The 13,377-nt window shown below is 68.3% G+C and carries 11 protein-coding genes; 2 read left to right on the forward strand and 9 right to left on the reverse strand.

Annotated features, from left to right (window positions below):
* Positions 1-66: 66 nt before the first annotated feature.
* The 9 genes from CR919_RS02515 to CR919_RS02555 all read right to left on the reverse strand — a co-directional run bounded on the left by CR919_RS02515 (position 67) and on the right by CR919_RS02555 (position 11,160).
* Complete coding sequence (locus CR919_RS02515; protein ID WP_099818697.1) at positions 67-831, reverse strand: 2,3-dihydro-2,3-dihydroxybenzoate dehydrogenase; 765 nt, start codon at positions 829-831, stop codon at positions 67-69.
* A complete protein-coding gene (locus CR919_RS02520; protein WP_099818698.1) occupies positions 822-4,700 on the reverse strand; it encodes a non-ribosomal peptide synthetase in 3,879 nt (1,292 codons plus the stop codon). Before CR919_RS02520 ends, CR919_RS02515 begins: the two co-directional genes overlap by 10 nt.
* Positions 4,697-4,954, reverse strand: a complete 258-nt coding sequence (locus CR919_RS02525) for a phosphopantetheine-binding protein (RefSeq protein ID WP_099818699.1) — start codon at positions 4,952-4,954, stop codon at positions 4,697-4,699. Before CR919_RS02525 ends, CR919_RS02520 begins: the two co-directional genes overlap by 4 nt.
* Positions 4,954-5,586, reverse strand: coding sequence for an isochorismatase family protein (locus CR919_RS02530; protein WP_099818700.1), 633 nt, complete (start codon positions 5,584-5,586; stop codon positions 4,954-4,956). The genes CR919_RS02525 and CR919_RS02530 overlap by 1 nt, the downstream gene beginning before the upstream one ends.
* Positions 5,586-7,238 carry an AMP-binding protein gene (locus CR919_RS02535; RefSeq protein ID WP_099818701.1) on the reverse strand — a complete coding sequence of 551 codons (1,653 nt, stop codon included), beginning with the start codon at positions 7,236-7,238 and terminating at the stop codon, positions 5,586-5,588. Before CR919_RS02535 ends, CR919_RS02530 begins: the two co-directional genes overlap by 1 nt.
* On the reverse strand, positions 7,235-8,428 hold the full coding sequence (locus tag CR919_RS02540; RefSeq protein WP_099818702.1) for an isochorismate synthase: 1,194 nt from the start codon (positions 8,426-8,428) through the stop codon (positions 7,235-7,237). Before CR919_RS02540 ends, CR919_RS02535 begins: the two co-directional genes overlap by 4 nt.
* Positions 8,425-9,621 carry an MFS transporter gene (locus tag CR919_RS02545; RefSeq protein WP_099818703.1) on the reverse strand — a complete coding sequence of 399 codons (1,197 nt, stop codon included), beginning with the start codon at positions 9,619-9,621 and terminating at the stop codon, positions 8,425-8,427. Before CR919_RS02545 ends, CR919_RS02540 begins: the two co-directional genes overlap by 4 nt.
* Before the next feature lie 152 nt (positions 9,622-9,773).
* Positions 9,774-10,103 (reverse strand): DUF3817 domain-containing protein, encoded by a 330-nt coding sequence (locus CR919_RS02550; protein ID WP_230109969.1) that lies wholly within the window; start codon positions 10,101-10,103, stop codon positions 9,774-9,776.
* Positions 10,104-10,224: 121 nt separating this feature from the next.
* On the reverse strand, positions 10,225-11,160 hold the full coding sequence (locus tag CR919_RS02555) for a TIGR03571 family LLM class oxidoreductase (RefSeq protein ID WP_099818704.1): 936 nt from the start codon (positions 11,158-11,160) through the stop codon (positions 10,225-10,227).
* Between the two features lie 54 nt (positions 11,161-11,214).
* Between CR919_RS02555 and CR919_RS02560 the strand changes: the two genes are divergently transcribed.
* Both CR919_RS02560 and CR919_RS02565 read left to right on the forward strand, forming a co-directional pair.
* Complete coding sequence (locus tag CR919_RS02560) at positions 11,215-11,694, forward strand: GNAT family N-acetyltransferase (protein ID WP_099818705.1); 480 nt, start codon at positions 11,215-11,217, stop codon at positions 11,692-11,694.
* A gap of 100 nt (positions 11,695-11,794) precedes the next feature.
* Entirely contained in the window at positions 11,795-13,318 is a 1,524-nt protein-coding gene (locus tag CR919_RS02565) for a thioredoxin family protein (RefSeq protein ID WP_099818706.1), read from the forward strand.
* The last annotated feature ends 59 nt before the right edge of the window (positions 13,319-13,377 follow it).

Genomic DNA, 13,377 nt, shown 5'->3' on the forward strand with positions numbered 1-13,377 from the left:
TAGAGCCGAGCCCATGCTCGGCTGAGGGAGGAAAGCAGCCGAGCATGGGCTCGGCTCTACAGATGCTCACCCACGCAGCGTGGCGCCGCCATCCACGTACAGATCGCTCATCGCCACGTGCCCAGCCTGCTCGGACAGCAGGAACATCACCGCCTGTGCGATGTCCTCCGGCGTGGCCAGCTTGCGCAACGGGATGCCAGCCTTGTAGGTCGCCGGATTGCCTGCAATCACCCGCGCCGCGCCCTGCTCGTCTTCCCACATGCCGGTCTGCATAGGGGTCAACGTGGAGCCCGGCGCCACGATGTTGCAGCGGATGCCCAGTGGCGCCAGCTCCAGGCCCAGGCAGCGGGTGAACATCGTCGCCGCCGCCTTCGAGGCCGCATAGGCGGCCATGCCATGCCGTGGCACGCCCGCCGCGTTGGAGCTGACGGTCACGATGGCGCCTTGCCGGCGCGGCGACATCACCCGCGCCAATGCGCGACCGACATGGAACACACCGTCGGCATTGACAGCGAACACCCTGCGCCAATCCGCGTCACTGGTGTCCACGACCTCGCCGACATGCAACACGCCGGCCACGCTGGCCGCCAGCATGATCGGCCCCACCGTGGCTTCCACCTGGTCGACCAGGGCGTCTACGGCCGCGCCGTCGGTGACATCCAGTGCGAAGGCCTGCACGCGCCCATCGTCGGCCGCCGGCGCAGGCCGCTCACGATCGGTCGCCACGACCCGGCATCCTGCGTCCAGCAGTTGCCCCACCAGCGCCGCGCCGATACCGCCGGCTGCGCCGGTCACCAGCGCCACGTTTCCTTCAAAACCCGTCAACTGCACGTTGCATTCTCCTGTTGCCTGTCCCACTGCTGCAGACGCGCCGATAGCCAGGGTGCCAGCTGTGCCACGGCATCACGCCCGGTCAGTTCGGCGTGCAGGAACGGCAGCTCGATGGCATCCACCCGCAGCGCATGGGCCTTCCACAGTGCGGACTGCAACTGCGGCCGTGCCTGATGATCGCGTCCGGCGCGCACATGCGCCAGCGTTCCCACGAAGGGTCGGTGCTGGTGTTCGCGGATCAGTCGATTGGTTCCGGTCACCGCCCGCACCACACCGTCGAGCACCACCTCGGGCAGGCTGCCCAGCGCGCTGCCGCCGCGCCGCAGGAAGGCGAGGATGCGCGCGCGGTCGTCCAGCTCGGGATGCGCGTCAGGATCGTGCCCGGCGATGGCCAACAGCGCCCGCAGCGCCGCGATCGCGTCGGGCTCCGGCTCAGCGCGCCAGCACTCGCTGGGATAGGCATCGAGCAGTACCAGTTCACCGACCTCGCGGCCGATGTCGTGCAGGCGCACCGCCATCGCCTGCGCGAGGATGCCGCCCACCGACCAGCCGAGCAGATGGATCGGCCCCTGCGGCTGCAGCGTGATCACCCGCTGCACATAGTCATTGGCCATGGCCTCGATGGTGCCTGGCAGGGGTTGCGTGGGATCGAGTGCAGGTGATTGCAGCCCGTACACCGCGCGCGTTGGCTGCAGCGCACGGGCAAGCGCGCGGTAGTTCCATGCAATGCCCCCGGCCGGGTGCAGCACGAACAAGGGCGCCACGGTTGATTCGTCGGACGCGGACAGCGCAATCACCGGTCCCAACGCGTGATCGGCACGTGCCGGAGGCTCAGCAATGCGTGCCGCCAGCGCGGCAACGGTTGGCTGCGCGAACAGCGCGCCGAGGCCCAGCTCGCAACGCCAGCGCTGCTCGATGGCCAGCAGCAGGTGCACGGCCGAAAGCGAGTCGCCACCGAGACTGAAGAAATCCACATCGACGGCCACGGGCGATTCACGCCCCAGCGCCTGCGCGAACAACCCGGCCAGTTCCTGCTCCAGCGGCGTGCGCGGTGCCTGCCCTGCGACTTCCTGCTGCGGCGGCTTCGGCAGCGCAGCGCGATCCAACTTGCCATTGGCAGTCACCGGCCACTGATGCACGCCTACGAACGCAGACGGCACCATGTAGTCGGGCACCCGCGTCAGCAGATGACTGCGCAGCACCGCTGCATCCGCCTGAGTCGACGGCACATAGGCGACCAGCCGCGCCTCGCCGGGAAGATCATCGCGCAACAGCACTTCCACCCGGTCCATGCCAGGCAGCTCGCGCAACGCCGCTTCGATCTCGCCGAGTTCGATGCGCAGGCCGCGCAGTTTCACCTGGTGGTCGCTGCGCCCCAGGTATTCGACAACACCGTCGGCCCGCCAGCGCGCCACGTCGCCAGTACGATAGATGCGTTCACCCGGCAGGAACGGATCGGCCAGGAAGCGCTCGGCCGTCAGGTTGTCGCGGCCGAGATAGCCGCGCGCCAACTGCACACCACCAAGGTAGAGGTCACCTGCCACGCCCACCGGCACGGGCTGCATACGTGCGTCAAGCACATACAGGCGGGTGTTCCAGACCGGGAAACCGATCGGCACCGGGCGCGAGCAATCATCGGCCGACGCCGGCCACCAGCTCACATCCACAGCAGCTTCGGTCGGCCCGTACAGGTTATGTAGTTCGGATTGCATCCTCGCGTGGAAGCGATCACGCAGGGCGGCATCCAGCGCCTCGCCACTGGTGAACACGCGCCGTAGCTGCAGGTCCTGTGAGGCCGGTGCAGCCAGGAACGCATCCAGCATCGACGGTACGAAATGCGCGGTGGTGATGCCATGCACGCGGATCAATCGCGCCAGCTCGGTCGGGTCGCGGTGTGCGTCCGGCCCCGCCAGCACCAGCGTCGCGCCACACAGCAGTGGCAGGAAGAATTCCCAGACCGATACGTCGAAGGTTGCCGGGGTCTTCTGCAGAATCCGGTCGTCGGCACCGATGCCGTAGTGCTCGCGCATCCATAGCAGGCGATTGACGATGGCGCGGTGCTCGATCACCACGCCCTTGGGCTCGCCGGTCGAACCGGAGGTATAGATCACATAGGCCGCATCGTCGCCCATCGGGCCCGGCCAGGGTGCGGCGAAGCTCACATCGGTCCACTGCTCCGGCGGCAGCACCGGTTCGTCTGCCATCCGGGACTGCGCGCTGGCCTCTGCCAACACACAGACCGGTTGCGCCGACGCCAGGATGCGCGCCAGCCGCTCAGTGGGATGGGCAAGGTCCAGTGGCAGGTACGCGCCGCCTGCACGCAGTACCGCCAGCAGCGCCACCACCAGTTCCAGCGAACGCGGCAGCGCTACCGCGACGATGGTGCCCGGCCCCACGCCAAGCGAACGCAGCTGCGCGGCCAGTGCGAAGCTGCGCGCCTCAAGCGTGGCATGATCCAGCGTCGTATCACCGAACACCAGCGCCGGTGCCGACGGATCACGGTCCATGCCCTGCTGCAGCAGTTCCACCAGGGTGGTGTCAGGCAGTGGATGCGCGGTGGCATTGAAGCCAAGCAGGACCTGCCTGGATTCTTCCGGCGTGGCCAGCGGCACCGCCGCGATGTGTTCGGCCTGCAGCGCCGCCGACACGAAATGCAGCAACCGCCGGGCATGCGCCTTCACCTCGTGCAGATCGTACAGGGCGGGGTTCGCTTCAATCTCCAGATCCAGCAGGGTCTGTCCATCACCACGGAAGCCCAGCGTCAGGTCGTCCACCGGACCGGTGCTCAGCACCTCCAGCGAGGCCTGCACACCCGGCAGCGCCAGCGGCTTGTAGAAGGGCTGTACGTTGATCAACGGCCCATGCAGGCGGTGCTGTGCGCCGACCAGCCCGAGGTCACGACGCAACTGCTCCCCCCGGTAGCGGCCATGCTTGCGGCCCTGGCTGAGCTGGCGCCCGATGCGCCGGCAGAATTCCTCGACGCTGTCCTCGCCGCCCGCCACCCGCAGCGGCAGTACGTTCATCACCATCGCCGGCACCCGCGCCGCAACACTGCCCAGCCGCGCCATGTACGGCACGCCGAGCACGACTTCTTCGGACGCGCTCATGCGGCGCACATACTCGGCGGCCAATGCAGCGAGCACATCCGGCCACGGCTGCAGCCACGCTGCCGAAACCTGCAGCAGGCGGTCGCGGAAAGCAGGGTCCACCGGCTGCACCCAACGCACGGCATCGTCACTGGCAGCGGCGGTTCCGGCCAGGCCGGTGGAGGCCGGCGCGCCCTGCAGTGCCTGCAGCCACCACTGCCTGTCGGCGTCGCGGCGCGCATCGCTGCGGTAGCTGGCATCGTCGGCCAGCACGCCCGCCAGCGCTGGCAACGCGCTACCGGTGCGGCCCGCATACAGTGCGCATACACGGTCAGTAAACAGCGCCATGCCATAGCCATCGGTGGCCAGGTGATGCACGCGCAGGTACCAGGCCCAGCGCTGGCCGCCCAGGTTGAACAGCACCTGCTGGCTCAGTCGGTCGCGGGTCGGATCAACTACGCTGGAGCGATCGGCCTGCATCGCGGCGCGTGCCGTCTGCTGCGGATCGGCCGCAGCAGCAACATCGCGCAGCTGCAGTGATGGCACCCGCGTGGATTCATGCCATTGCACCGGCTGGCCGTCCTCGGCCTCGGCGAAACGCAAGGCCAGCGCCTCGGCCTCGGCCGCGGCCTGATTGGCGGCGGCAGTGAACGCCACTACATCCAACGGACCCTCGATCCACACCGCATGCGCGGTATTGAATGCAGGGTTTTCCGGTGCAAGCCGCTGGGCAAACCACAGCCCGGCCTGCGCCTCGGTCAGCGGCAGCGGCGATCCGTTCATGCCGTCTGCGAAGCCTGCAGCTGCTGCACCACCGCCCACCATTGGCGCAGCGTGGTGTGTTCGGCCAGCTGCGAGAACTCCAGTGGCAGCCCGGTGTTGCCCCAGGCCAGCACCAGTCCCAGCATGCGCATCGAATCCAGATCCAGATCGATCAGGTTGTCATCGTCACCGATGTCGGCCGCTTGGCAATCCAGTACGCGGGCGACGTCGGCGCGCATGCGCTCCAGCGTCAAGGTTTCGGTCGTCGCGTTCATCACAATGCTTCCAGCAGCTTGTCGGTGGTCATCGGTACGCCGCAGGTGCGGGCAATCCAGTGCAGCGCCTGATCGTGGTCGGCACGCGAGAAATCAGCCACGGCATCGGCAGCGATGAAGGTCTCTATGTCGCGCTGGAACGCCTCCACCGCCGTGGCGGTGCATCCGATGTGCGCGTACACGCCGGTGATCAGCAGCTGATCGCGGCCACGCACGCGCATCAGCGTTTCCAGATTGCTGCGCTGGAATGCGCTGTAGCGGTGCTTGACCAGCACATGCTCGCCCGGTGCCGGTGCCAACGCGTCGATGATCGGCTCGTGGTCGGCACGACGGCCCATGCCCGGGCCCCACAGGTCTGCCTGCAGGCCGCGGTCACGGCGGTCCTGGTCGCCGTGCTGGGCGGTGTAGAAGACGGGAATGCCGTGTGTACGGCAATGCCCAAGCAGCCGCGCGATGTTGTCCACTGCCGGCCGCAGCGGCGCATTGCCCGCATCGAAGGCGGCGAGGAAATAGCGCTGCATGTCGTGCACCAGCAAGGCGACACGATCACGCTGGGGGCGCCAGGCGCCACGCGCCTGCGGCAGTTCCGTGGCGGTCGGCAGGGAATACGGGGCAATACGGGGCAGCGCCATCAGCGCGTTCCTCCTGTCTGTTGCAGATGACGCGCACGCAGCTGCGCGCGCAGTTCGCGGCGGCTGATCTTGCCAACCGCCGTGGTATCGAAGCTGTCCACGAAAACAATCTGATCGGGCACCTTGAACGCGGCCAGGCCACGTCCGCGCATCCACGCCTTCAGCGCCGGCGCCTTGATCGCCTCGCCCTGCTGGATCACGAAGGCACAGCTGCGCTCGCCCAGATAGTCGTCGGGAATGGAGACCACGGCGGCATCGAACACGCTGCCATGGGCCAGCAAATGGTCTTCGATCTCCTCGGCAGAGATCTTTTCGCCCGCCCGGTTGATGTGGTCGCCGGCACGGCCCTGCACCACCAGGTAGCCTCCGGGCAGCTGCTGCACGCGGTCACCGGTGCGATAGAAGCCATCGTCGGTGAACGAGCGCGCATTCGCCGCCGCATCGTTGTGGTAACCGCGGATGGTATACGGGCCCCGCGTGAGCAGATGGCCGACCTCGCCTTCTGCAACTGGATTATCGTGGTCATCGACCACCCGCACCTCGTCATCGGCGCTGATCGGCCGGCCCTGGCACGCAACGATCAGTTCCTGCGGATCATCCAGCCGGGTGTAGTTGACCAGGCCTTCGGCCATGCCGAACACCTGCTGCAACGTGCATCCAAGGCCATCAATGACCCGCCGTGCGGCTTCCGGCACCAGCTTGGCGCCACCAACCTGCAGGACCTGCAGGCTGGACAGATCGTGCTTGCTGGTGGCCGCCGCCTGCGCCCACAGCAGTGCCAGCGGTGGTACCAGACCACAGCAGGTCACCTTCTCGCGCGCGATCAACGGGAATGCCGCATCCGGGCCGGGGCCCGGGCTGAGCACCACGCGGGCGCCGGCGTACAGCGCACCGAAGAAGCCCGGTGAACTCATCGGGAAGTTGTGTGCCGCCGGCAGCGCGACCAGGTACACGCTGTCGCGGTCGATGCCGCAGATTTCGTTGCTGGCGCGGAACGAGTAGATGTAGTCGTCGTGCGTGCGCGGAATGAGCTTTGAAAGCCCGGTGCTGCCACCCGAGATCTGCAGGAACGCCACCGACTGCGGGTCAGGATCGGCCGGCAGCTGGCTGCGGTCGCCCTGCAGCGAGTCCAGCGCAACAAATTCGGCTGCGTCGCCATCGATCAACACGTGGCGCACCGCCGGCACCTCCACCTGCAGCGCGCGCGCCAGTCCCCGATGATCGAAGCCCTCATGTACATCGGTGCTGATGTAGGCACTGGCCTCGGCCTTGCGAGCGAAGTGCGCCAACTCGGTAATGCGGTGCGCCGGCAGCGCGTACACCGGCACCAGCCCGGCGCGGAACAGCCCGCAGATGGTGCTGATGAAACTGGCGGTGTTGCCCAGCTGCACCAGCACGCGCTCCCCGGGGTGCAGGCCCAGCGCCAACAGGCCGGCACCAATGCGCCCGGCCTCATGCCAGAGCTGCGCATAGCTCAGGCGCACATCGCCCGCCACCACCGCGATGTCGTCGGCGTGGCGCTCGGCGCGTTCGCGCAAAAAACCGGGGAAGGTCTCGCCGCGCCAATGGCCGGCAGCCCGATAGCGCGCGACCAGCGCTTCGGGCCATTGCTGCTGCAGCGGCAGGCGGGAGTCAACGGCGGACGGCGTCATGCGGATACCTCGATCAGGGGCAGCGGGTCCTGCACGCCCAGTGCGTTCAACAGCGCAGCGAACTTGGCGGCGGTCTCGGCGACCTCGGCGGCGGGCTGCGAGTCGGCGACGATGCCGGCGCCGGCATACAGGCGCAGCTGAGTGCCCTGCAGCCGCGCGCAGCGGATCGCCACGTACCAGTCGCCATCACCCTGTGCATCCAGCCAGCCCACGGCACCGGCATAGAAGCCGCGCGGCACCGGTTCCAGCGCACGGATGCGCTGCAGTGCTTCCATCCGCGGGGTACCGCAGACGGCCGGGGTGGGATGCAGCTCGGCCAGCAGGGTCGCCGCCGACGTAGCAGCGTCCTTCAGCGTGGCGTGGATGCGCGTTCCCAGATGCCACATGCTGGCGGTAGCGTGCAGCACCGGGCGCGGCTGCGCCTCGATGTGGCTGCACCAGGGCGACAGGCCATCGACGATGGCCTCCACCACATGGCGGTGTTCGTCGTGATCCTTCGCCGATGCCAGCAATGCCTGCGCGGCGCGCTCGTCGGCGACCGGATCGGCACTGCGCCGGGCCGAACCGGCAAGCGGATGCGACAGTACCTGCGCACCGCGCTTGCGCAGCAGTAGCTCCGGCGTCGCCCCCACCAGCCACGCCGGCGCCTGGCCGACGTCCACCGGCAGCGGCACGGCGTAGGTCGCCACCGAAGGATCGGTGCCCAGGCGGGCCAGCAGCATTTCCGGCGACAGCACCTGCTGCGTATGCGCCAACAGGCTGCGCGCCAGTACCACCTTGTGCAGCGCCGGGTTGGGCGCGCGCATCGCGCTGACCGCGTCGGCCACTGCCACTGCATAGTCCTGCGCGGATGGCTCGGCGGTCAGCGCTCCGGACAGCGCTGGCGCTGCCTGTGACTGCACAGGCAATGCTGGCAACAGTCGCTCGGGCTGGTACAACGCATCATCGGCACGCGGCTCGAACGGCACCGCGCCGACCAGCAGGCCCGGGCCACCGCGCTGCTGCGCGAAGAACGTCGCCACGCGCTCGGCCAGGGTGGCCAGCGCGCCCGCCGGCAAGGGGGCGCGGCAGCCCCGCGCGTGCATCTGCTGATCGGCCTGCCGCAGCAGGAACAGCGACGCTTCGGCGGTGGGCTCCGGCAGCATCGACGCAGCCTCCGGCCACGCGCCCTGCATCAGGGAATCGTTCATGGGGTCTCCTTCATCCGATACGCTGCGGCCAGCACGCACAGCATCAGCAGCAACACACCGACCAACAGGTAAGGCAGGCTGGCGCCGCCGCGATACAACAGGGTGCCGAGCATCGGCCCGGCCACCATGCCCAGGCCCTGTGCTGCCGCGACCGTGCCGGCCGCCGCACCCTGTTCGTGCGCCTGCACCGCATCGGCGGCCAACGCCTGGAACGAGGGAAACACGAAGCCCATGCCGAACGCCGCGAGCGCGTAGGCCGCCGGCAACTGCCAGGTCTGCTGCACCGCGGCCACCGAGGCGAAACCGATGCCAGCGATCAGTGCGCCGAGGATGATCCAGCGCCGGGGATGCACGTCCAGCTTCATCACCAGCCCCTGCGCGAGGATCAGGCCCACACCCACTGCAGTCAGGGCGATGCCGGCCATGCGCGCGCCTTCGGCTGCATCCAGGCCGAAGCGATCGATGGCGAAGAAGCCCACCGTGACCTGCGCGATGGTGACCGACACCATCGCCACGAACGCGGCCATCTGCGGCAGGCGCAGGCGCGGGTCGAGGCGCGACAGCGGCACGCGGTTGCGCTGCTGCGCGGCAGCCACCGGTGGCGTGGCCGGCAGGCGCCAGGCCAGCAGACCCAACGCGAGCAGCGGCAACAGCGCCGCCACGTACAGCGCCAACGGCAGGTCCTTGTAGGCCAGCCAACCAGCCGCCGCCGGACCCAGCACCATGCCCAGCGCATTGGCGCTGCCCAGCCGGGCCAGGAATTTCGCACGTTGGCCGGTGGGTGCTTTGTCGGCGATCAGCGCGGCAGCGGTTGGCGGCACGGCCGCATAGAACAGGCCGATCAGGCCACGCGCGCCGACCAGCACCAGCACCGAGACCAGCACCGGCGGTATCGTCTGCAGCGCGACATCGATGAACACCGCCAGCGCGATGTAGACCACGGTGTAGGCACTCATCGCCAGCATCAGCACGCGCTTGCGGCCGATGCGGTCGCTGAGCTGGCCCCAGGGGCGAGCGGCCAGCATCCACAACACACCCGCGGCCGTGACCGATAGACCGGCATGCCATTCAGACAGGCCCAGCAGGCGCACCACCGGGCCGATGACGGCGACGAAGGACATCATCGCCATGGTGCCGATCAGGGCAGCCAACACCAGCGCCGGCAAGCCGGGAACCACGGGACGTGCATGCATGGAACACCAACCGTAACCAAGGAGGGAACGCCGGGCGCTTCCGCACCCCGCGCGACGTCGCCCTGTCAGGCGGCGACGTCATCCTTAAATGATAACGGCTCGCATTTGCATTTGATACCCATTCGCTTAACGGGCACGCACCCGCAGGTGCATCACTGCCCGGCGCGTACCGACAACAGGCCGCGACGCTTGAACCACCACTCCAGCGGCAAGGTCACCAGCGGCGGAATCGCGGCCAGCAAGGCCAGCCCCGTTGCCCACCATGGCCAGCGCAGGCGCAGCGCCGCAAACAGGGTCACCGCCACATAGACCATGAACGCCACGCCATGCAGCGGCCCGAACAGCTTCACCAGCGCGACGTTGGCCTGCGGGCCGTACTTGAGCCACATGCCGGCCAGCAGACCGGCCCAGGTGATGGCCTCGATGAAGGCCACGATCGCGAACAGGCGTCCGGTCGGGTGCAGCGGGTTGCGGTGGGTCACGCGAGGCTCCAACAGTGGATATCAAATGCGAATGATACGCATATGCGAACATTCCGGACACCGAGGGTAGCGCCGGGCCATGCCCGGCGAACGGGACAGCTGTGTCCACCAAGGGGGACACCTACCGAGGCGTATCCGGCAGGATCTGCTCCCCGATCTCACGCAGCACCTCGTCCATCGGCCGGCCGTTGTCGACCAGGTTGAACATCACATGCGCCACGCCCTGCGCGTGCACCCGCAGCAGGTAGTCGCGCAGGCCATCGCGGCCCACCTTCAGGCCCAGCGGCAGCGGCTCTGCCGGCGCAGCAGGGTCGGCCTGCAGGTCCAGCAGCATCGACTGCACGAACGGCTTGGGCGCGCCACCGCGCTGGGCCTGGGCCTGCTGCCACAGACCAATGCGCCCTTCCTGCGCGGTCTCTTCGCGGTGATAGGTCGCCCAGCCTTCGGCTTCGCGTGCGATCCACTGCAGGCTCTGCCGTGCAGTACCGACCACCAGCATCGGAATGCGCCTGGCCGGCGCGGGAAGTACGTGGTATCCGCCGGTTGCCTGCATCACCGGCGCACGCTCGGATGGTTCGGGCGACAGCGCCGCATGCAGCAGCGACCAGCGCTCGCGGAAGGTCGCTGCCCTGCTTTGCAGATCCTCGCCGAATGCCGCGAACTCCTCCGGTCGATCACCCGAGCCCAGGCCCAGCACGAAGCGCCCACCACTGATCCGGTCCAGGCTCAACGCCGACTTCGCCACCTGCAACGGTTGCCGCAACGGCAGCACGATGGCCGCAGTGCCGATCACGATGCGTTCGGTCGCCGCGGCCAGCATGCCCAGCCACAGGAACGGATCATCCAGCGCACTGGCAGTCGCATCCGGCCCCTGCGGCACCATCAACGGCACATCCCGGGTCCACAGCGCGGCGAAACCCAGATCGTCGGCCAGCCGCGCGATGCGTCGTGCCTCATGTGGATCGGCCAGGCCGTGTGCGGCCACCGGCGTCATCAGGCCAAGGCTGAGGCCCTGCGCTGGAAACAGGCGGGCATGGGCGGGATTGAAATCAGTCATGCCGCCAGCTTAGCGTGGGGCATTGATGCCGTCCCGCCACAGGAAGTACCGCGCATGACCAGGATCCGCCCCGCCCACGTCGATGACCTGCCCGCGATCAGCGCGGTGTGCATGGCCGCCTTCACTGCCGCCGTTGCGCCCATGCTCACCGCCGAGGGCATCGCCACGTTCGGCACGGTGGCTGCCGCCTCCGCGTTCGCCGAACGTCTGCAGGGCGACAACCACATCCTTGTGGCCGAACAGGCAGGCCAGGTGGTCGGCGTGGTGGAACTGAAGGCCGGCCAGCATCTGGCAATGCTGTTCGTTGCGCCGGAACTGCAGGGGCAAGGCATTGGTCGTGCCCTGCTGCAGGCGGTGCTGCCGCAGGTGCGTGGCCCGCAGATGACCGTGCGCGCCTCGCTCAACGCGGTGCCCGCCTACGAACACTATGGATTCGTGCTGGATGGCGAAGTTGGCCAGTTCAACGGCCTGATCTACCAGCCGCTGGTGTTGACGGTGCCTGCTCCGGTGGATGCGGCCCCTGGTCCGCACTGAAGTGCAGCCCACATGCCGTGCTGCGCGTGCGACATAAGCAAACTGCATCAGCCAGCACCCAGACCGTTCCTACAATGGCCCCATCACCCTGTCCTTCGAGATGCCGCCGATGCGTGTCGCGCTTTCCATGTTGCTGCTGGCCTCGGCCCTGAGCGCCTGCTCTCCCGCTTCCGCTCCGGTACCGACGGCGCAGGCGGCAGCCACTGCCCCGGCCTCTGCTATCGCCTGGCGCCAGGGCGATGTGGATGATGCCTTCAACGAAGCCGCCGAGAGTGGCAAGCCGGTGCTGCTGTACTGGGGCGCGGTGTGGTGCCCGCCGTGCAACCAGCTCAAGGCCGGGCTGTTCAAGGATCCGGCCTTCATCGCATTGACCGGCAAATTCGTGCCGGTGTACCTGGACGGCGACGAGGAAGGCGCGCAGGCGTGGGGCGAACGCTTCGGCGTGCGCGGCTATCCGACCCTGATCGTGCTCGACCCGCAGCGCAACGAAATCACCCGCGTCGCCGGCGGCAACGACGCGGCCGAACTGACCCGGGCACTGACCGTCGCCGCCAGCCGCCGCAGCGCCGTTGCGGAAACGCTCGCGATTGCGCTGGCCACGCCGGCCAAGCTTGGCACCGAAGACTGGCAAGTGCTGGGCGACTACGGTTGGGAAGTGGATGCCAACCGCCTGGCCGGCAAGCGTAGCACGCAGGACGTGCTGCAGCAGCTGGCCAAGGCCGCACCCGAACCTGCGCTGCAGCGTCGCTTCGCGCTGCTCGCCTTGGCTACAGCCGAGAAACCGACGACAGCGCCCACCCAGGTACGCGAGCTGTTGCAGGCCGTGCTGGCGCAACCGGCGGAAGTACGTCGCAACCGCGAGCTGCTGGGGTATGCCGGCGCCGGGCTGGTCAAGCAGGCCAGCGCCGGTCCGGCCAGCAGCAATGCCCTCGGTCAGCAGCTGCTGGTCGCGCTGGAACGCGCCGATGCCGCGCGCGGCGATCGCGCTGACGATGCCTTGTCACGCGCGCTGACCGAGCTGGCGCTGGCCCGCCAGCAGCAGCCCGAAGGCGCGCTGCCGGCAGCCCTGGTTGAGCGGGTAAAGCAGCGCGTGGCCGCCGCCGATGCCGCCGCCACCGACGCGCATTCGCGCCAGGCCACCATCAGCAGTGCCGTCTACGCGCTGCGACAGGTCGATGACGATGCGGGCGCCGAGGCCTTGCTGCTGGCCGAGCTGAAGCGTAGCGAGCAGCCTTACTACTACATGCCGGAGCTGGCCGAACTGGCCGAGCAGCGCGGTGATACCGCCGGCGCACTGGAGTGGTTGAAGCGTGCCTACGAAGGCGCGCAGGGGCCTGCCACGCGCGTGCAATGGGGTGTGCTGTACGTGGAAGGCCTGCTGCGGCTGGCGCCCGATGATGCACCGCGCATCGAGAAGGCCACCGAGGCGTTGATCGCCGAGCTGGACAAGCAGCCGTCCGGCTACCACCAGCGCACGCGTCAGCGCTTCGAACGGCTGGCCGCACAATTGCAGGCGTGGAGCGCGAAGCACAAGGGTGCGGAGACGCTGGCACGGTTGCAGCAGCGGATGCAGACCGCCTGTGGTGATCAGGTTGATAGCGCCTGCAAGGATTGGTTGAGCTGAGATATTGAAAGCGCTGGCAGATGGTTCGCCGCTCCGGCGCTTTTGTTGATATCGATTGC

Source organism: Stenotrophomonas sp. LMG 10879, assembly GCF_002750935.1.
Classification (GTDB): Bacteria; Pseudomonadota; Gammaproteobacteria; order Xanthomonadales; family Xanthomonadaceae; genus Stenotrophomonas; species Stenotrophomonas lactitubi_B.